This is a genomic window from Phyllobacterium sp. LjRoot231 (genome assembly GCF_964253365.1).
GTDB lineage: Bacteria > Pseudomonadota > Alphaproteobacteria > Rhizobiales > Rhizobiaceae > Phyllobacterium.
Genome location: NZ_CAXUQT020000001.1, coordinates 48366 through 67373 on the forward strand (window position 1 = coordinate 48366; position 19008 = coordinate 67373).

16 protein-coding genes are annotated in these 19008 nt (G+C 54.8%); 10 read left to right on the forward strand and 6 right to left on the reverse strand.

Features of this window, described 5'->3' with window-relative positions; genetic code table 11:
- Positions 1-419 precede the first annotated feature (419 nt).
- From ACSQ3H_RS00240 to ACSQ3H_RS00260, 5 genes are all read left to right on the forward strand, one after another.
- Positions 420-1097, forward strand: a complete 678-nt coding sequence (locus ACSQ3H_RS00240) for a sugar transferase (protein WP_436115175.1) — start codon at positions 420-422, stop codon at positions 1095-1097.
- Positions 1098-1237: 140 nt separating this feature from the next.
- A complete protein-coding gene (locus ACSQ3H_RS00245) occupies positions 1238-2569 on the forward strand; it encodes a UDP-glucose dehydrogenase family protein (RefSeq protein ID WP_436115176.1) in 1332 nt (443 codons plus the stop codon).
- Positions 2570-2609: 40 nt separating this feature from the next.
- Positions 2610-3689 carry a glycosyltransferase gene (locus tag ACSQ3H_RS00250; protein ID WP_436115177.1) on the forward strand — a complete coding sequence of 360 codons (1080 nt, stop codon included), beginning with the start codon at positions 2610-2612 and terminating at the stop codon, positions 3687-3689.
- Between the two features lie 46 nt (positions 3690-3735).
- Positions 3736-4917: a glycosyltransferase gene (locus ACSQ3H_RS00255; protein WP_436115178.1), complete on the forward strand. Its 1182-nt coding sequence runs from the start codon at positions 3736-3738 to the stop codon at positions 4915-4917.
- Positions 4914-6374: a lipopolysaccharide biosynthesis protein gene (locus ACSQ3H_RS00260; RefSeq protein ID WP_436115179.1), complete on the forward strand. Its 1461-nt coding sequence runs from the start codon at positions 4914-4916 to the stop codon at positions 6372-6374. Before ACSQ3H_RS00255 ends, ACSQ3H_RS00260 begins: the two co-directional genes overlap by 4 nt.
- Here the strand turns inward: ACSQ3H_RS00260 and ACSQ3H_RS00265 are convergent.
- From ACSQ3H_RS00265 to ACSQ3H_RS00280, 4 genes are all read right to left on the reverse strand, one after another.
- Positions 6321-7655 carry a polysaccharide pyruvyl transferase family protein gene (locus ACSQ3H_RS00265; protein ID WP_436115180.1) on the reverse strand — a complete coding sequence of 445 codons (1335 nt, stop codon included), beginning with the start codon at positions 7653-7655 and terminating at the stop codon, positions 6321-6323. The genes ACSQ3H_RS00260 and ACSQ3H_RS00265 overlap by 54 nt on opposite strands.
- Before the next feature lie 116 nt (positions 7656-7771).
- Positions 7772-8746, reverse strand: a complete 975-nt coding sequence (locus tag ACSQ3H_RS00270; RefSeq protein WP_436115181.1) for a hypothetical protein — start codon at positions 8744-8746, stop codon at positions 7772-7774.
- Positions 8747-8901: 155 nt separating this feature from the next.
- A complete protein-coding gene (locus ACSQ3H_RS00275; RefSeq protein ID WP_436115182.1) occupies positions 8902-9945 on the reverse strand; it encodes a glycosyltransferase family 2 protein in 1044 nt (347 codons plus the stop codon).
- Positions 9946-10123: 178 nt separating this feature from the next.
- Positions 10124-10531, reverse strand: a complete 408-nt coding sequence (locus ACSQ3H_RS00280; RefSeq protein ID WP_436115183.1) for an exopolysaccharide production repressor protein — start codon at positions 10529-10531, stop codon at positions 10124-10126.
- 751 nt (positions 10532-11282) lie between these two features.
- Here ACSQ3H_RS00280 and ACSQ3H_RS00285 point away from each other — a divergent pair.
- Positions 11283-12563, forward strand: coding sequence for a polysaccharide biosynthesis/export family protein (locus tag ACSQ3H_RS00285; protein WP_436115184.1), 1281 nt, complete (start codon positions 11283-11285; stop codon positions 12561-12563).
- An 18-nt stretch (positions 12564-12581) separates the two neighbouring features.
- On the opposite strand, the gene ACSQ3H_RS00290 is transcribed toward ACSQ3H_RS00285, so the two are convergent.
- Both ACSQ3H_RS00290 and ACSQ3H_RS00295 read right to left on the reverse strand, forming a co-directional pair.
- Entirely contained in the window at positions 12582-13424 is an 843-nt protein-coding gene (locus tag ACSQ3H_RS00290; protein WP_436115185.1) for an aspartyl/asparaginyl beta-hydroxylase domain-containing protein, read from the reverse strand.
- 186 nt (positions 13425-13610) lie between these two features.
- Complete coding sequence (locus tag ACSQ3H_RS00295) at positions 13611-14240, reverse strand: hypothetical protein (RefSeq protein ID WP_436115186.1); 630 nt, start codon at positions 14238-14240, stop codon at positions 13611-13613.
- 432 nt (positions 14241-14672) lie between these two features.
- On the opposite strand from ACSQ3H_RS00295, the gene ACSQ3H_RS00300 reads away from it, so the two are divergent.
- The 4 genes from ACSQ3H_RS00300 to ACSQ3H_RS00315 all read left to right on the forward strand — a co-directional run bounded on the left by ACSQ3H_RS00300 (position 14673) and on the right by ACSQ3H_RS00315 (position 18968).
- Positions 14673-15425, forward strand: coding sequence for a COG4280 domain-containing protein (locus tag ACSQ3H_RS00300; RefSeq protein WP_436115187.1), 753 nt, complete (start codon positions 14673-14675; stop codon positions 15423-15425).
- Complete coding sequence (locus ACSQ3H_RS00305; RefSeq protein WP_436115188.1) at positions 15425-15643, forward strand: hypothetical protein; 219 nt, start codon at positions 15425-15427, stop codon at positions 15641-15643. The genes ACSQ3H_RS00300 and ACSQ3H_RS00305 overlap by 1 nt, the downstream gene beginning before the upstream one ends.
- Before the next feature lie 244 nt (positions 15644-15887).
- Positions 15888-17960, forward strand: coding sequence for an acyltransferase family protein (locus tag ACSQ3H_RS00310; protein WP_436115189.1), 2073 nt, complete (start codon positions 15888-15890; stop codon positions 17958-17960).
- Between the two features lie 165 nt (positions 17961-18125).
- Positions 18126-18968, forward strand: coding sequence for a MipA/OmpV family protein (locus ACSQ3H_RS00315; RefSeq protein WP_436115190.1), 843 nt, complete (start codon positions 18126-18128; stop codon positions 18966-18968).
- Positions 18969-19008 lie beyond the last annotated feature (40 nt).

Below are 19008 nucleotides of genomic sequence, written 5' to 3' on the forward strand. Positions count from 1 at the left end.
CACACATGTAATTATTGCACCGCAGCAAAATGCGCGCTCAGGTGCTCCCAAAATGGGCAGCATCGTAAGCTAAATGGCAAGTCAGACGCCAAATTTACGCCGAAGCGGGCTCTGACGCGTCGCTATTGAAAACTCTGCCCTTTTATTGTGCTGCAATCCGCGGCAAGCGGCATCGCAGCTGATAGTAGTCGGCAAAGTTGTGCGAGGATAGTGGGAGGATATGACAGTCGAAAAGGTCAAAATTTGGGCAACTTATGGGCATTTTGTAGCCATCACTAAGTATTTCACAGGCTTTAACTTTGTGTGTTGCGATGCACCATATTTTTGATGCACCATTCGATGTACCCATTGATATCGTCGCATCAGCCATTTGATATCGTCGCATCAGCCATTCAATTACCCCGACCCGGAGTTGTGCCATGAGCGATTCAGTCAAATCGTCCGATTTGAGCTTCTCACATATTGATACCGATTTCGACCCGGCACTGGGCGGATTCCTAAAGCGTGGATTTGATATTGCTGGGGCCTTGGCAGGCCTCATTGCCCTTAGTCCGCTGTTCCTGCTCATTGCACTCCTCGTGAGGTTGTCCGATGGCGGGTCCGTGTTTTATGGTCATCGCCGGATTGGGCGCGGCGGTTGCATTTTCCCTTGCCTCAAATTCCGTACGATGGTGGAGGATGGCGACGCCGTGCTGGCCAGCTATTTCGGAGCCAATCCGGAGGCGAAGGCGGAATGGGAAGCTACCCGCAAGCTCAGGGACGATCCGCGTGTGACCCGCGTCGGAGCTGTGCTTAGAAAGCTGAGCCTCGACGAGCTGCCACAGATCATCAATATTCTTCAGGGTCACATGAGCATTGTCGGGCCCCGCCCCGTCGTGCACGACGAACTGGAGAATTATGGCAACGCCGCGGTTTTCTACCTCAAATCACGCCCGGGCCTGACAGGGCTTTGGCAAGTAAGCGGGCGCAACGACATATCATACGACAGCCGCGTCGCGTTCGACCGGCACTATGTCGAGAACTGGTCACTCAAACTCGACTTACACATTATCATCAAGACCGTACCTGCGGTTTGCATGGCCAGAGGCAGTTATTGATACGATCGGAAAATTACGATCACGGACTGGATGGCTCGCTTGCGGGCTTTTCACATGGTCTGTGATCTTTAGCGATTGGCAAACGGGTTTAAACGACCGGATCCAAGGGTGATCCGACGTCTTGCATAGGAACCAACCTGATGAATTTGACGGTATTTGGAATTGGCTATGTCGGTCTCGTACAGGCCGCCGTGCTGGCTGAAGTGGGACATAATGTCTTGTGCGTCGATATCGATGCCGGCAAGGTAGAACGGCTGAATCAGGGGCTAATCCCGATTTATGAGCCAGGTCTCGAGAGTCTCGTTCGAGAAAATCATGCGGCAGGCCGCATCACGTTCACCACGGACGTAGCGGCTGCCGTCAAACATGGGCAGATTCTGATGAGTGCGGTGGGCACACCGCCGAGCGAGGACGGATCGGCCGACCTCAAATATGTGCTCGCCGTGGCAGAGGCGATCGGGCGCGAAATGGAGGATCCGAAGATCGTTGTCAGCAAATCGACAGTGCCGGTAGGAACCTGTGATAAGATAAGGTTGAAAATCGCTGAAATGCTCAAGGAGAGAGGGCGCGAAGAACTCGATTTCGACGTCGTCTCAAACCCGGAATTCCTCAAGGAAGGCTCGGCTGTGGTGGATTGCATGAAGCCCGACCGCATCATTGTCGGAACCAGCAGCGATAAAACCGAAAAACTGATGCGCGAGCTCTACGCTCCTTTCAGCCGCAATCATGATAAAATGATCGTCATGGATGTGCGCAGCGCCGAATTTACGAAATATGCAGCCAATTGCATTCTCGCGACCAAAATCAGCTTCATGAATGAAATGTCTGGTCTGGCGGAGCGGCTCGGTGCCGATATCGAGGAAGTCCGCAAAGGTATCGGCAGTGACCCGCGCATTGGCTACGATTTCATTTATCCAGGTATCGGCTATGGCGGTTCGTGCTTTCCGAAGGATGTTCGCGCCATGATCCAGACCGCGGAGGGCATCAGTTTCGATGCCAAAATGCTGAAGGCGGTCGACGAGAGAAACAACGCGCAGAAATCGATCCTGTTCGAAAAGGTTCACCGCTATTTCAAGGGCAATCTCAAGGGCAAGGTTTTTGCGCTCTGGGGGCTGGCATTCAAACCGAACACCGACGACATGCGTGAAGCCCCGTCCCGCACGCTGATGGAGGCGCTCTGGCAAGCCGGAGCAAATGTGCAGGCATTCGATCCGGAAGCGATGCAGGAATGCCAGAGCATCTACGGCCAGCGCGACGACCTGCTCCTCTGCGGAACCAAGGAAGCGGCGTTGCGCGGCGCGGACGCTCTGCTCATCGTAACCGAATGGAAGAGTTTCCGGGCGCCGTCCTTTGACCTGATGAGGGATGCCCTGACGACGCCCATCATCTTCGATGGCCGGAATCTTTATGACCCGAAGGTCATTGCCCGCCATGGGTTGGAGTATCACAGCATCGGCAGGCAGGCTGCTTAGGCCATGCAGAGCCGAAAATAGGATAACAAGGAGCCACGCGATGAAAGTTCTTTTTGCGGGCGGTAATGGATACTATCCCCAGTTCAGCGGTGGCGTTCAATCCAGTACCCATCATCTGGTCGAACAATTGCGCAATCAGGGACACGAGGCATCGGTTTTGGCTGCTTTGTTCGGCCAAGGGATGTTCGGTTTAAAGGCGCGCGCCAAGATGAAAATCATGGGCCAGCGCGCGGCAGTCGACAGTTTTCCGGGATATCCTGTGGTCAGGGCCTGGTTTCCCTGGGAGGCGGCTGGTTTCGCGGTCAAAAGGCTCAGGCCGGATGTGGCGGTTGTTCAGTGCCATAAGTCGGTCCCGATCGGTAAAGCGCTACAGGCTGAGGGCATACCGCTCGTCATCTATCTCAGAAACGTGGAATTCCATGAACTTGCCGGCGACCTGCGGGACCTTGGTCCAGCGCTGTACATTGCGAACTCGGAATTCACCGCGAGAACCTACAAGGAAAAGTTCGGAATCGATTCTACCGTCATTCCTCCGACGATCGACCCCGTGCTGTATGGAACGCCGACGACGGGCGAATATGTGACGTTCATCAATCCCTACAACGAAAAGGGTTTTGAGCTCGCCGTCCAAATTGCCGAGCAGTGTCCTGACATCCCGTTTCTCTTTGTCGAAAGCTGGAAACTCGCCGACGACCACCGGGCCAGCATCGAAAAAACAATCGCACCCTTCAAGAATATCAGGCTGGAAAGCCGCACCAGCGACATGAAGACAGTTTACGGGCGCACAAAAATCCTGCTTGCACCCAGCAAATGGGAGGAGGCATGGGGCCGCGTCGCGTCGGAAGCGCATTGCAGCGGCATTCCTGTCGTGGGATCGAGGCGTGGTGGATTGCCGGAAGCGATTGGCGAGGGTGGCCTGATTCTGGACTATACCGCGCCGGTAAAGGATTGGGTCGGCGCGATCCGCAGGCTCTGGACCGACAAGAGCGAGTACGACCGGCTCTCGTCAGCGGCAAGGAAATTCTCGGAACGGCCGCAGATGGACCCGAAGAGCCAGTTTTCGACCTTCCTCGGCGTTCTCGACCAAGCCGCCACCCAAAATATCAAACAGGTGGCGTGATAAACGCCGCCAATATTCTAAAATTGTATTGAAAGAATGCTCAGTAATGAGAGTTGGTTTTGTTGTCGACAAGTTCCCATCATTGTCCGAGACTTTCATTTTGGATCAGGTAAATGGATTTCTTGAGCGAGGATTTGAGGTTGGCGTCATCTGCAACGCGAATACCCTGAAGCAACACGGCGGTAGTCGTACGCCGAATTGGCAGGCACTGTCTGACAATACGGTTTGCTGGTGGGGTGGCTTGGCGCCGTTGCGCCCGTCCCTGCGAAAATTGCCGACAATCCTTTGGGACAAGATTTCCACGGCTTTCGACATCCTTTTTTCCCAAAAGCTCCAAGATTTCGATGTGATCATCGCCCATTTCGGGAACAATGGTTTACGTGTAGCTCGCGTGTTGAAGCGGAAAAAACTTGGCGCTCCCCTGGTCACCATATTCCATGGCCGCGACGTCGGCCGTCCCCTTCGCGATAACTCCCTCTGGCAATATAATGTCCTGTTCGATCAGGGGGCGCTGCAACTGACAGTGAACGATTATTTCCGAAAGGCTCTTGTGGACGCCGGCGCGTCAGCAACAAAAGTTGTCGTGCACCATATGGGCGTACGAATCAACGAGATCGAATATTCATGGCGCTCTTGGGAACATGACACGTTGAACTTCATTTCGGTTTGCCGCTTGACCGAAAAAAAGGGCATTGAGTTTGCCTTGCGCGCGTTGGGCGAGCTTTCAAACTCAAACCCGCATCTCGATTGGTCCTACACGATAATAGGCGGCGGCGAGCTGCTCGACGACCTGAAGCAACTCGCTAAAACACTGGATATTGCGGACAGAGTGATATTTCTCGGGCCGCGCCCGCACAGCGAGGTCAAACAACGCTTGCGAGAAGCCCATGTCTTCCTGCTGCCAAGCGTAACCGCGGATGACGGAGATGTGGAGGGTATTCCGGTATCCCTCATGGAGGCGATGGCTGCAGGATTGACAGTGGTCAGTACATACCATTCGGGGATTCCCGAACTCATAGAGGACCAGAAGACCGGCTTTCTTGTGCCCGAAAAGGATATCGGGGCACTCGCGGGCAAACTATTATGGATCGCCGGAAATCCAACGGAGTGCGAGCACATCGCTTTGGCAGCAAGAAGAAAGATCGAAGCGGATTTCAACGCGGATGTTCTGAATGATCAATTCGCGCAGATCATCACGCGTCTGGCCGAAGCGAAGTTAAACGCATGAGTGCTGAACCGCTTCAGTTTGGTCGAATTGCCCTTCGCGGCGGGCTTTTGACCGTAATAGCCCAAGGCATCAAAATCGCTGTCCAGTTTTTCTCGGTCATCATACTCGCGCGTCTGCTTATCCCCGAAGATTTCGGGCTTGTGGCTTCGGTCAGTCCGATCGTGGCCTTCGTTGCGCTCTTCCAGAATCTCGGACTTCAGCAAGCGGTCGTTCAGCGCAAGGAGATCAGTCAGCGGCAACTCAATCAGGTCTTCTGGATGAGCGCCATAGCCGGCTTGGCCAGCACGGCAGTTGTTGTAGCCCTCTCTCCGGCCGTCGCCGCCTATTATGGTGATGCGCGCATGGTCGGGATCACGATCGGCGCTGGTCTGCCACTCTTCCTCGGAAGCTTGGCGGCTATGCCGCTCAGCCTGATGAACCGCCATCTTCAGTTCGGTCAGCTCGCGATAAACGATGTGGTGACGGCAATCGCCGGCTTTCTGACGGCAGCGTTGGCTGCCTATGCCGGGATGGGCTATTGGTCGCTGGTTCTTGGCCCGGCAGCCTCGGCAGCAGTCGGGTTGCTTGCAGCGTGGCGGGTGGCGCGATTTAGACCGGACAAGCCGGTTTTCAAGATTGATCGCGACATCATGTCCTTCGGCGCCAATCTGACGGGCTTCAACCTCGTCAACTTCTTCTCGCGTAACCTCGACAACATCCTGATCGGCAAATTTTCGGGCGTTGTCGAACTCGGCTATTACGACCGCGCCTACAAGCTCCTGCTGTTCCCGTTACAGAACATAAATCAGCCGCTGACACGCCTGATGATCCCGCTGCTCAGCCGTATCCAGGACGATAAAAAACGGTTCCGCGATATCTACATGCAGACCAACTGGGTCCTTGCTGCCGTCACGGTACCGGCTATCGCTGCGCTAACCCTTACCTCGGTGCAAGTCGTCGGGATTCTCTTTGGCGACAGATGGCTGCCCGTCGCTCCGATTTTCGCATGGCTTGGGATTGCCGGTCTCATCCAGCCCATTTCAAGCACGACAGGCTGGATCTTCATTTGCCAGGACAGAACGAAGACGATGTTCCGGTGGGGCATGTACTCTTCTGTGACGACGGTCGTTTCTTTTATCGTCGGCCTGCATTGGGGTGCTGTCGGCGTCGCCGCGGCCTATGCGATCAGCGGTTATATCCTTCGGGTTCCTGTCCTTGCCGTGCTCGTGCAGCGTGTCGGTCCCGTGTCCGCTATGGATGTCCTTTTGGTGCAAGGGCTCTTCATCGTTTCGTCCTTGCTCTCTTGGCTCGCGTACTGGTTGCTTCCCTTGTCACTGACCGCTCGATCAGCCTTCCTCTCGGTCATCTTGGCAGTCTTGTTAAACTATGCGATCGCGCTGGCTCTTATGCTTCTTCTTCCCCAGTCACGCAGCGCTCTGTTGGCCGCTTGGTCCAAGGTTGCGAGCAATATCCGCTGAGGGCGCGGCAAGAAGCGGCTTCAGAAGCTCGGTCGCCGACATTGCCGAAGCGTGTTCGTCAAGAACTGCCTGAAGCGTTGTTCTGCGGTATTGGTCCAGATTTTGGGTAAAACTGTCGAGCTTTTCGCGCGCCTCTTCCGCCGTAACCGTGTCGATGTCGAGCAGCACGTCCGAAACACCGATACGCTTGGCGACTTCCTTGGTCTTGAACTCATAGGCGATCGGTAGCACTGGTGTGCCGACGCACAGCGACATGATCATCATGTGCATGCGCGTGGCGACGACAAAATCGAACCCTTTCACAAGCGCCATCAGTTGCTCTGGCGTATGAAATGACGTGTCTACGCTGACATGGCTGGCAATCTCAGGGTCGAGTTCGGCGACAATCGCCTGTGCGGCCTTGGAGTCGTCATGGGCATATTCCGGCACACCCTGGCAAGTCGAGAGGAAGGTCACCTCTTTCCCCTGTTCCTTCACCAGAATGGTCACGATGTTGCGGATGGAATCAAGATAGCGGCGCATGCCGTCTCCACCGCCCTTCACGTAGTTCCAGTGCCGAACGGAAATAGCGACGCGGCCCGTCATGGGTGGCTGGCCCGAAGCCAGAATTCCTGCAATCCGGTCCGTGTCGGCAAGCGCAAACACGGCATCCGCCACCACGTGACATTTGCTCGGATCGTCCACGAGATCGAGAATATGATCCCTGGACCGGGAATCGCGAAGAAGAATGAGCGGGCTTCGGTCGAAGACGGGTTTCAGTTCCTGGCGATTGTAGTCCTTGTTGAAGGGCCCCAGCGACTGGGTGAAGAATACGGGATCCTTGCCGAGAATCGCGTCGATCCGGAATTGATTGAGACGTCTTTCGAGGTTGTAATTCTCGACGAGATAGGTGCCGCCCGTCGTGATCACAAGGTCGGCGTCCCGATAGATCTCGAGCGAACGGCGGTCGCTCTGGCTGAACATCATCTCATCGATACGCCCGCTTTTGCCGAAGCGTCGCAACGCCTGGAGCACAAGTCGATTGTATAGCGGCTTGACTGCATTTTTCAGGACGTTTTGATCATAGTTGTATTTGAAGACCGATTCCGACAGGAGTTTGTGAAACTCAAGATCCGGATATTCGCTCTCGGGATAAAGTCTTGCCGCCACTTCTGGCTGGCTATCGAAGACCTGAAAACGCAAATCTTCGCCCCAGATTGTCCTTAGAATGTGCCTGATGGCGAGAAGGATTGCCGCGTCGCCAGTATTCAGGCAGACCGTGTTCTCGACAATGATTTTCATGAAACTCTATCCCGTAATGTGAACGATATTGGCGGATAGCGACCAGACAGCGCTGGCCCATCTATCCGCGCACTTTCGATAAATCTTTTGCTGTGACCACCGTGAACGGTTGCCAATCAGCGAACAACCGGCTCTCCGTGAAAGCGGCGACGGGATGGACGGGAAACGCCGAAGCCGACTTCCATCATCAACCGCGGCGATCGGCGCGCCACTGTTCCCATATGAAATCCGAAAGGATCCTCGGCGAAACCCAAACCCGCGTCCCCGGTAAGCGTCACCGAGCTTTCATCGCCGTAGACGCCCAAGACCTCGTCCGCCGGATGTCCAACGAGAAGCGTCAACTGGTGCTTGAGTATCCGCCGTTTGTGGCTACCCAGGACATAAATATGGGGCCCGGACTCTTCGTCGACCGGCGTGAGATAGAAGAAGAATTTCAGCATCCGCCAATCGTCGAGGTCGAAGTGATACTTGTCCTGTGAAGCGAGACTCATATCCGCCTGCGAAGCCGACTTTGTCGGAAAGCTCCACCATATCCGCGTCGTGATCAGTTTTGACTGGCCGCCAAGATAGTGCGCGGCAATGTCGAAGAGCAACGGATCCCGTTGCACCGCGACGACCGCTTCACATTGGAGGGCGCGTTCGAAATAGTGTCCACTGAGTATCGAGCGATTGAACCTCTGTTCGGCTTCCTCATGGTCTCCGGGCAAAAACTCAAGCCGGCGGTCGAAATTGCCAAAGCAGGGCGTCTGCCGGGCAAAACGGGAAATCTCTTCGTGAACGGCGTCCGGCAGAACAAGACCGGAAAACAAGCCCGATGTTCGCAACGTCTCGACGATCTTCGCGCGATCGACCCCGGAAAACATGCTCGGTCCGGCATTCTCCTGCCGCTGAACAGCCTTTGCGCCAAGCCAGTGTGCCCTGCGGGCCGGCATTGTGCGCGCAAGCAGGAACATAGGGAACCATGCTGGATTTTCTCGAATGTCGGCCCAGTAAGTCGGGATCCGTGCCGCAATCCGCCGAAGCGGACTGCCATTTCGCGCAACCATTTCCAGGCTGTCGCTCTGAGGTTTTCTCGTCTGCAAGTCAGTCATACATGCGTCCTCTGTTCGTTCAGCTGGTCAAAACCAGCCGTCCGCGTCCACTCGCAATTTTCCCCGATCTGTTCTGATTTTGAGAGGAGCTTAGTGCATCACTGCTTTTGTTGCAATGCACCATAATCATAAAGTGCTAGCACTTGTCTTACAGCCTATTCTGTAGCCCCGGGAAAAAGGTAGCGTGGAGCGGGCGGATTCTGGGTTATGACCCGCTTTTTCCCGAATAACCTGACAAAATCGTCGAATTTATCGGTCAGGATGCCCCTTGCGATTGGAAAAACCGCAGACGGATTGCGCAAACCATAAGCCGCTGAGGCGGCAAGTCCCTTCTGCGACTTGATGTCCAGAAATTGGCGGTGGTGGAATTTGGAGCGAATATGACGTTCGTGCTGGCGGACGGCCTCCCGTGCCCTCCCTGACAGCACACCGCTATCCAAAAGTGTCTTGTCCGCATCGGCGAGCTGCTTGAGATCGTCCGTCTTGTGCTGCCCACTCAACGAATCCGCCCGTACAATGGCTCCGTAGCCACAATTGTTGATGATTTGGAAACGCGCATCCAGCGCCAGTGCTCTCGTGTAGAGATCGTAATCTTCGCCAAGCCGCAGCTTTTCATTGTAACGCAGGTTGTGTCGATCGAGAAACTCGCGCCGGATGACAGGCTTCAGGAAGCCAAGCTCGCCGCGCTGCCTGTTGCGTCTTGATATATTGCGGTCGACGAATGTCGTCAGATCGAGAAACCAGGTTTCTGGAGAAAACTTCTCAATGGCGAGTGTGTCGAGGTGGCCCATCCAACGCTGATCGACAAAAACGATATTGTCGGCGGCCATATCCCAGTCCCCGGTTGCCAGCAAATGTGAAAAGCGCCCCGGGATAAAGAAATCGTCGGCGTCGAGAATGCTGATCAGAGCTGCTGAAGAACATGAAATGGCGTGATTACGTGCGTAAGACGGTCCCTTGTTGACCTCGAAACGAATGATACGCAATCGTCCGCTTCCGTCATCGGCCTTCGCAGCTGCTTCCGAAGTTCCATCAGCCGAGCCATCGTCGACGACGATCACTTCTGTCACGTATGTATCCGCCAAGGCGGAGGATATGGCGGCTGCGATGGTATCGGCTGCATTCTTCGCAGCGACGATCACACATACACTATTGTCCAGATTGTCAGTAATCGCCCCTGCCCTCGACTGTGCGGTCATGAAGCCCTCGTTCGGGGGTTCCACTACCGAACCCGGCATGCGGGTTGCATTTGCTGGCACGAAGGCCCGGCTTGCCAAGGCAACCGCGCATCACGTGCAATTGGTAAGATGGAACAAGGATACAATTATTTCGGCCTCCCGCAAGAGGCAGACTTCAAACCGGCAATCCTGGAGCAATTTAGTGGGTCTCTGTCGGCGTAATTGATTTAAACGGCGACTGCGGATTTGTAACGCCAGCTACCTCGTTGTTCCCAGACGGCTTCTCAGACGTTCGGGGTTTCTCACGCATGACAAGGAAGAGCACCGCCGCGAAATATCCTATCTGGATGACGACTGCGCAAATCAGCGTCTGGACAATCGTGGCCCACAGAGATTGCGTGATCATGTAAGTCGTGATCGCAAACGCGATAAGGACGCCGAACATTCCAATTAAAAAATTTGGAAATCTCATAATGCTTAGCTCCCGTTCTTTGTTCGGAGAAAAGCTGAAATATTGCTTCTTTGCATTTTTATCCCCCCTCATAAGCGCTAATGCACGCACATGAATATTCTTTTTTGACTGCCGACTTGAGTATACGAAACCCATTGAGTTTATATTAAACCAACCCGGCCGATTTAAACCGCAATATAACAGTTTTCCTTCGTTGTAACCACTATTTTGTCTGCACTTTTGGCGCGATCGAGTATTGTGACTCGCGAATACAGCATACAACGCGAACGGACGGCCGTAGCACGTCCCGTCTCCACGTAAAAATCAGTAAACCCAACAAACTCTCAAACGATATTGCAGTGCAGCAAAAAAAATTAACACAATATCGCGACGCAACACAATCCATCTAATGGTCTACATAGCGATACAATTATTTATAGTCAGCCAACTATATAAGCTTATTTAATGATGCTCTTGGTTTGAACGAGCGAAATTAACATCACAAATTACACAAAATTCCTGCAAATGCACGATCATTCGGCGATAGAGACAAAAATATGCAGCCAATATACCGCCCAGAGCTCACGTGCTTTATACGACGTTCTGTTGCAACGCACAATTTTTATGTTATCGTTTAAGCCATCATTCGCGTCCGTCCCGGCTGACTGGCATAGGGCGGATGTACAAGGGCAGCGGTATTACCTTTGACGAACGCCTTGTTTTGGACAAGCATTCCGTTGAAATTGGCCTTTTCGGAAGGATATTGTGATCATTCTCAAGATCATTCCCGCCGTATACATGTCACGCGGATCCTGCTGATGAGGCTTGGACCGGGTGGCTTTGCTGAGAGTAGGGCGTAACGGCCGCACCGGATCTCGATTAATTTTTACAGGAGTGTTTGTTGGAAATGGACCCGATTTCCCCGTCTAATATATGTCTTGCCAAGCCAGGCAGCTTCGCCCTTGCGACGCTCCGGTATCTTTTCGGTTGCGTGCTTCTCCTTATGATGCTGTACGCCCCAGCCGCCAAGGCTGCGGATTACGCGTTGGGCCCGATGGACAAGGTCACTATACGCGTGATCGAATGGCAGACTGCAGAAGGTACTTTCCGCGAGTGGCCCACGATCACAGGTGATTACAGGGTTGGACCTTCGGGCACCTTGTCTCTTCCCTTCGCGGGTGAAATAGCCGCCGGCGGCAAGACCACATCCGAGATCGCCAAGGAGATCTCCAAGAATCTCCGGCAGAAATTGGGCCTGGTCGACCTCCCGGAAGCTTCCGTCGAGATATCCGAGTTTCGGCCGATTTTCGTCTCAGGCGACGTGCAAACGCCAGGAAAATATGCATTCGAGCCTGAAATGACCGTTCTTAAGGCCGTAAGCCTTGCCGGCGGGATGCCGCGGACGGCCGGGCAGCGTTTCGAGCGGGATTACTTCAATGCGCGCGGCGATTATGATGTCATCGTAGCCCAGCACGACCGGGCGGTGGTGAAGCTCGCAAGGCTGCAGGCCGAATTGGCCAATGTTCAGGAAATCAAAGCCCCGGATGAGTTGATCGAGAAATCCAACGCCAAGAGATTGATCGACGATGAAGCCGCAATCATGCTGTCGAGGAAGAATTCACTCGATCTCCAGATCAATGGGCTGAACGACCTCAAGACGCTCTATACGAACGAAATCAGTTCGCTTGAAAAGAAAATGGGCGTGCAGAACCGGCAGTTGGATCTGACCCGCAAGCAGCTTACCAGCATTGGCGGTCTGGCGGATCAGGGACTTGTTGTGAACTCACGCCTCCTCGGGTTGCAAACCTCGGTCGCCGACATGGAAGGCAAACTTCTGGATCTTGATACCGCCTCGTTGCGTGCCAAGCAGGAAATCAGTAAATCGACCCAAAATGAGACCGACCTTGATAATGAGCGCAAGTCGGAATTGGCAACCGAGATCCAGGCGACGCAGGCCGCGCTCGATGAAAGCAATCTCAAGCTTCAAATGAACAAAAACCTGATGACCGAGGCGCTTGTCAATGCGCCGGCTGCAATGGGTAGCGGCAACCGCGAAGACGCTCCTATCATGCAATACAGCATTGTCCGGAATTCAAATGGAAAAACCGAGGAGACGGCCGCTGAAGAAGGGACCACGCTGCTGCCAGGCGATGTGGTCAAGGTCAAGATCGACACAGAGCGTTCATGACCCCGTAACCCCTGCGGATCAGTCGGATTGATTTCGCAGGGTCTCGGCTTCGGCATAGAAGCGTTTTTCCCATTCCTTGTGATTGCCGAGGCCTTCACGGATGAACGGCGTGAAGATCGCCAGGTTCATAAGCGTCCAGTTGATGAAGCTGGCGGGGAATTTCAACGGCTTCACGAAGTCGATGAATAGGACGACGCGCGTCTTATCCGTGTGGTTCCAGGCTTCGTGCTCGTAGGCGTCATCGAAGATCAGGGCTTTACCCTCTTGCCAATGACAGATCTGGTCTTTGACCCGGATGGCGAGCTTGTCGTGCGGCTCTGGCACGATCAAACCAAGATGAAGGCGCAATACTCCGTTGTAAGGTCCTCGATGAGCAGGCAAATGTTTGCCGGGTTCGAAGATCGAAAACATAGCTGTCTTCAGGTGGGGAATCTTCTGCACTGCCTGCCACGTTTTGGGGCATGCGCGAATATTCTGTTTGGACTTCACGCCGAATCCGACCAAAAAAAAGGTCTTCCATTCCCTATCCGTCGAGATTGTTTTGACGTCCGTTGAGATATCCTGAAATGCCGGCAATTCGCTTTGACGGAGGAGGACGCGGTCGAGTTCAATGCGAATGTCCGGCCATGCCTTTTCTAACTCGCGTGACCACGGAAAGGTCGCATTGTCATAGACGGGAGGGTTGCCAAATTTTGCGTATTTGAGATTGAGCTTCTCTGCCCAGGAGACGATACCCATGAAAAAGCGCGTGGTCCTGCTGGGGCGCGCCAATGGCGCAATTCCAGTTGTCCCGAATGCCTGCTCAACTTTTCCGGCCCGCGATTCTTGAAGATTTGGTTCCTTCAAAGTTTCTTCGGTCATAATCATTCCACTGGGTTATCGGCTTGGCGGAACAGGACGCAACCGCAGATTCGTTCGGTTCCGGAGACAGAATTATATTTAGGCGACGACAAACCGTTATGCTAGAGCACCTGCCAATTTTGAAGGGTATCCGCACCATCGAAACCATCAAGGAGAGCCCGATGATTTGCAGGAGCAGGTATGCGCTCAGCGCGCCGGAGGTGCCTTGAGGCAATCCACCATACCGCCAATCAGTTCCTCGGTCGTTTTGTACTCGTCAACATTAAGGACCCTGCAGCCGTGCTCGCTGACAAGTGCGGCGGTCTTTCGATCGAATAACAGCGTGCGTTCGAGAAATCTTGATATCATTCCACGGTTTTGTTCGTTGGCAGTCAGGAAACCACTTCCTTCGTAAATCCGCGAGCGCAAGGCGTCAGGGCTGGCAGTTAGCCAGACAGCTCCAACTTCCTTCAGACGGTGTCCGCTCGTGATGAAAGGCCAAAGTGCCGATCCCTCGAGCACCAATTTTCCCAAGCCTGCGTCGTTCACCGTTACCCTGACCAGTTCTGCGACGAGCGGCGACATCTTTCGGTGATGCAGAATGACGGATTCAAGCAGTTCGTTGGCTTTTAAACTCAGATAGTGTTCCGCAACGTGGTCGGGTACTTTCTTGTTTGTCTGGCGCCATGGCCTGCCCGGGTGCTTGGCAAGGCTGTCGGTCGAAACACAGCGCCAGCCAATTTTTTCTGCCAATGCGCGCGCCACCCTTGATTTCCCGACATTGGACGAGCCTCCGATGAGGATAACCTTCAGATGCGGATCAATCCGTGTGTTCAATGGCATATCCCTGGCCGAAGGCCGAAACGAGCAAAACTGTCTACAGCTGACTATTTGCGATTTCTAATTATCTGCAACCAGAAAGTACCTTCGCACAAAGAGCAACCATAATTATTTTGAAAATATCAATGAACCGGCAACCGATCTTTCAACCAACGTCGTCGCAACATAAGCCAGTGGTGTCTTGGAATGAGGACCCTTCACAGTCCGCCCCATAGTCGAGCAGCTTTAACCGCCGTCCTGCATTGTGAGGCCGGTGGATGCAACTCAAGGTTGGCCAGGATATTGTCCGGGTCGATTGGCCGAAGCGGGAGATCAACGGCACCGCGTCGAGTTTTCCTTGCCACCCGAACGCCGTACCGTCTTGACCGCCTGAATCTTGACCTTTTATCGAGTAGTCTTTGTTCCATTCTGCCTAAACGGATAACCTTCATGACCAACATCACGACCATCGTATCGACCATGACGGCAGCCTTTCTCGGCTCCTTCGTCGAAGTCGTCGAAGCCTTTACCATCATCCTTGCCGTCGGAGTTTCCCGCAGCTGGCGGCCCGCCTTCATCGGTACCGGTCTCGCCCTCATCGTGCTGGCCGCCCTGATCGTCATCCTCGGTCCGCTTCTTGGCCTGATCCCGGTCGAGCTCCTGCAATTCGTCATCGGAACGCTGCTGATCCTGTTTGGCATGCGCTGGCTGCGCAAAGCCATTCTGCGCGCATCAGGCTTCATTGCTCTTCACGACGAGGCAGAGGCCTTTGCCAAGGAAACCGATCAGCTCAAACGCCAGGCGGCCGAGCGCCGCGCTGACTTCATCGCTGGAACCGCTGCGTTCAAGGCGGTGCTGCTCGAAGGTATCGAAGTGGTATTCATCGTCATCGCCGTTGGCGCGGGGCGCGGCATGCTCGGCTATGCTGCGCTTGGCGCGGCGATAGCCTGCCTTCTGGTGTTGATCATCGGCCTCGTCGTGCACAAGCCCCTGTCGCAGGTGCCGGAAAACACCTTGAAATTTGTGGTTGGCCTTCTGCTCACGGCGTTTGGCGTGTTCTGGACCGGTGAAGGTCTTGGTGCCGATTGGCCGGGCGCCGATCTTTCCCTAATCGCGATCCTTGCCGTCCTCGCTATTTTCTCCTTTGTCGCTGTGCGCATGCTGCGCGGCTATTACAGCTCCAACGTAAAGGTAGTCGCCTGATGAACATCCTCCGCACCACCATACAAGAACTGATCGGCATGTTCATCGACGATGGCGCTCTCGCGCTCTGGTCGATAGTCTTGATCGGCCTCATCGCAGCCGCTGTGGAATTTGTGGGATTGTCTGGATTCGCCGGCGGTATCCTGCTGCTAGCCGGCTGTATCCTCATCCTCGCAGAGAGCACGTACCGGGCCGCGAAGAAAAAGGTCCGCCGATAAAGCGTTGTTTCGACTGCGGAAACCCCGGCCACAAGGTCTAGCTCACTGATTTGCAAGGGCGGGCAAGGCGCCCGCAATGTCCTGCCATTAATTGAACTTACTCTCAACCTAGGGAGTAAGTTGTGAAAAAGTCCGACGTCGCGTGCACTGCGGTCGCTGCTCTGTTAGTTATTTCGAGCGCTATCGCTATGATACTGACGTGTAACCATGCATTTCGATGCTATTCGCATCTCAAGAGAACACATTGAATTTGGCATCGATACTCGGGGACAGGACTCTTCTGCAAGCTGCGTCCGCACAGCCCAATGGCAAATCGGCTTATCGGCGTGACATCGATGGCCTCAGGGCGATCGCGATTCTGCCTGTCGTTCTGTATCACGCTGGCATATCGGGATTTCACGGCGGGTTCGTCGGCGTCGACGTCTTCTTCGTCATTTCCGGTTATCTGATGGCCCTCCGGATCATCGGAGGAATCGACCAGGGCGATTTCAGCCTTTTGCGATTTTACGAGAGCCGCATCCGCCGCATTTTTCCGGCGCTTTTCGCAATGATCGCAGCGTCGGCGGTGATGGCATGGTTGTATTTCATGCCGGTCGAATTCGAAAACTTCGCCCGCAGCGCGAAGGCGGCGGCTTATTTCACCTCCAACATCCAGCTCAACAGGGAGAGCGGATATTTCGATCTAAGCGCCCAGCTGAAGCCGTTGTTGCACACATGGTCGCTCGCTATTGAAGAACAATTCTATATCGTCTTTCCCCTGGCGCTCCTCCTGCTCAGCAGAATTGGCCGAAAATGGATAGTGCCGGCTCTGATTGTGTTGTTTGTGGCGTCGCTTGGCGCGAGCATCTGGGCCGTTCAGCAAAGGCCGGTCGAGGCGTTTTACCTGTCGCCGTACCGCGGCTGGGAACTGCTTCTCGGGGCCTTGCTCGCTTTGGATATCGTGCCGCGGCCCAAGCAGCAGATTGTCGGCGAAATCCTGGCCACTCTCGGAATTATCCTGATCGGTTTTGCGGTCTTCATCTATAACGACAGCACTTCGTTTCCAGGTCTGGCCGCGCTCGTTCCCTGCATCGGGGCCGCGCTGATCATCCACGGACGAGCAGCGCACGGCCCTGCCGGGTTACTGCTGAAATCGACACCGATAGTATTCATAGGCCTCATTTCCTATTCGCTCTATCTCTGGCACTGGCCCCTCATCGTCTTTACGCGCTACCTTAGCGGGCAGAATCTTTCTTTCACACAAAGCGCCCTGCTCCTGGGCGGTTCATTCGTTGTCGCCGTGTTTTCATGGCGTTTCATCGAGCGCCCCTTTCGCGGACACCCGAGCATGGTGTCCCGTAAGCCCGTTTTTGCCGCTGCAGCAGTGGTCATCACGTCGGTCGTGGTTTTCGGCAATTATGTCGTTACCGAGGCCGGGCTTCCTGACCGCCTAACTCCGGTCGCCCAGAAAATTTACAGCGCCACCTACGACATGAGCCGATTTTCCAGCCCTGAATGTTTCCAGGACATCAGCGGAGCCGGACCATCTCTCTCTGACGTCCAATCCGGCAATCTTTGCCATCTGGGCATTCCCGGGACCCACGATGCCAATTTCCTCGTCTGGGGCGACTCCCACTCCGGTGCAATGGCACCGGCAATTGATCTTGCAGCAACCAAAGCGGGTGTCAGCGGTATTTTTGCCGGACGGGGTTCGTGTCCGCCGCTTCCCAATGTGGAACTGAAAAACGAAAAAGATACCGCGCGCTGCGTCGACTACAATGCGGCAGTGCGGGACCTCATCGTTCGCAAGCGCATACCGTTGGTCTTCATGATTGCCTACTGGCCAAAATACGTCCTCCGCTCCGAGCTACCCAATCAAGGGCTGTATTTTGATCCTACTGTCCGCCCGCCGCTTGAGGACGGCTCCGCACCCATAGCCGCCGCTCTGGACCACATCCTCGCGGACCTTAAACGGCAGGGCACGCAAGTCGTGCTTGTGATGGATGTGCCGGAGATGGGGCATTATATGCCGGAGGCACTCGCCAAAGCGGCGACCAGGGGTACATCTACTGATATCGCACCGTCATGGGCCTACACTACGGAAAGACAAGCTGCCTCCCGGAATATGCTTGGTGAATACGCTGCGAAATACGGGGCGATAACGATCGATGCGCTTCCGGCGATTTGCAACAATGGCCGCTGTGACAGCATGCGTGATGGCTTGCCCTTGTATAAGGATTCTGACCATATCACGGCCACGACTGCCCGGAGTATGAGTTACCTCTATACAACTGTCCTCAAGTCTCTCGCTCGCGCCGTGGCCCCTGCCAGCGACTAGTCCAGCTTTTTGTGGTATCGGACAGGCGTTTTTTGCGAAGATCTGCGCTGGACTTTGCGATGACTGAAGAAGCACGTTATCTTGACGCGTTCGCCAGTTAGTGACACTAGAGGCTAGTCGGATGCAAATTCGTGGGGGCACAGCATGCCGGATGGGGAAAGTATCATGACGCTTGATCGAGCGCGCGTCGGGGGGCGGCTCCCGAAAGCATTGCAGCTCGCTCTTATGGCGACACTCTCGTCTGCCACCGCGTCGATCGCTGCGGATAAGCCGGCGACCCCGACCGTTGAAGACAACCCGGGCTGGATTGTAACCTTGGGCGCCGGAACCGAATACGGGCCGACGTTTGAGGGGTCGGGAAGCAACGACTTTACCTTCGTACCCAATTTCGATATCCGCCGAGCCAACGAACCCGCGGGTTTGAGCGCTCCGGACGACAGTATCGACTTTTCCCTGATCGAGCTTGGCGGGGTCGAGCTTGGACCTGCCGCCAACATCAGGGGCAGCCGTTCGCATTCAGATGTCCACGGCGTGCACGAAATCGACTGGAGCGTCGATGTAGGCGCTTTTGCACAATACTGGCTGCTCGACAACCGCCTGCGAGTAAGAGCCGAAGCCCGCCAGGGCGTTCAGAGCGATGACGGTTTCGTCGCGGATTTTGCGGTCGATTGGTTCCAGCCTCTTGGCGACAAGTTTCTGCTCTCGGCAGGTCCCCGGGCCTCGTTCGCTGACGCGACATATATGGAAAACAGTTTCGGCGTAAGTCCTGCCGAAGCGCTCGACAACGGCAGCCTGAGCGCGTTCTCACCGGATGCCGGCTTCAAATCCGTCGGCTTCGTCGTTGGCGCAACCTATCAGATCAATTCCAAAACGAGCCTGCTGGTCTACGACAAATTCGACAGGCTGGTCGGAGATGCTGCCGACAGCCCGATCGTTACCGATATTGGATCGCCGAACCAGAATACGATCGGCATTGTGCTCAGCCGGTCCTTCCACATCGGATTTTGATTCTGCGTCACGGTGCCGGGAAAAGCGCCTGAAGATTCCT

Coding starts and splice junctions, on each gene's coding strand:
- ACSQ3H_RS00240 (WP_436115175.1), top strand. CDS start 420: ATGAGCGATTCAGTCAAATCGTCCGATTTGAGCTTCTCACATATTGAT.
- ACSQ3H_RS00245 (WP_436115176.1), top strand. CDS start 1,238: ATGAATTTGACGGTATTTGGAATTGGCTATGTCGGTCTCGTACAGGCC.
- ACSQ3H_RS00250 (WP_436115177.1), top strand. CDS start 2,610: ATGAAAGTTCTTTTTGCGGGCGGTAATGGATACTATCCCCAGTTCAGC.
- ACSQ3H_RS00255 (WP_436115178.1), top strand. CDS start 3,736: ATGAGAGTTGGTTTTGTTGTCGACAAGTTCCCATCATTGTCCGAGACT.
- ACSQ3H_RS00260 (WP_436115179.1), top strand. CDS start 4,914: ATGAGTGCTGAACCGCTTCAGTTTGGTCGAATTGCCCTTCGCGGCGGG.
- ACSQ3H_RS00265 (WP_436115180.1), bottom strand. CDS start 7,655: ATGAAAATCATTGTCGAGAACACGGTCTGCCTGAATACTGGCGACGCG.
- ACSQ3H_RS00270 (WP_436115181.1), bottom strand. CDS start 8,746: ATGACTGACTTGCAGACGAGAAAACCTCAGAGCGACAGCCTGGAAATG.
- ACSQ3H_RS00275 (WP_436115182.1), bottom strand. CDS start 9,945: ATGACCGCACAGTCGAGGGCAGGGGCGATTACTGACAATCTGGACAAT.
- ACSQ3H_RS00280 (WP_436115183.1), bottom strand. CDS start 10,531: ATGGGTTTCGTATACTCAAGTCGGCAGTCAAAAAAGAATATTCATGTG.
- ACSQ3H_RS00285 (WP_436115184.1), top strand. CDS start 11,283: ATGGACCCGATTTCCCCGTCTAATATATGTCTTGCCAAGCCAGGCAGC.
- ACSQ3H_RS00290 (WP_436115185.1), bottom strand. CDS start 13,424: ATGACCGAAGAAACTTTGAAGGAACCAAATCTTCAAGAATCGCGGGCC.
- ACSQ3H_RS00300 (WP_436115187.1), top strand. CDS start 14,673: ATGACCAACATCACGACCATCGTATCGACCATGACGGCAGCCTTTCTC.
- ACSQ3H_RS00305 (WP_436115188.1), top strand. CDS start 15,425: ATGAACATCCTCCGCACCACCATACAAGAACTGATCGGCATGTTCATC.
- ACSQ3H_RS00315 (WP_436115190.1), top strand. CDS start 18,126: ATGACGCTTGATCGAGCGCGCGTCGGGGGGCGGCTCCCGAAAGCATTG.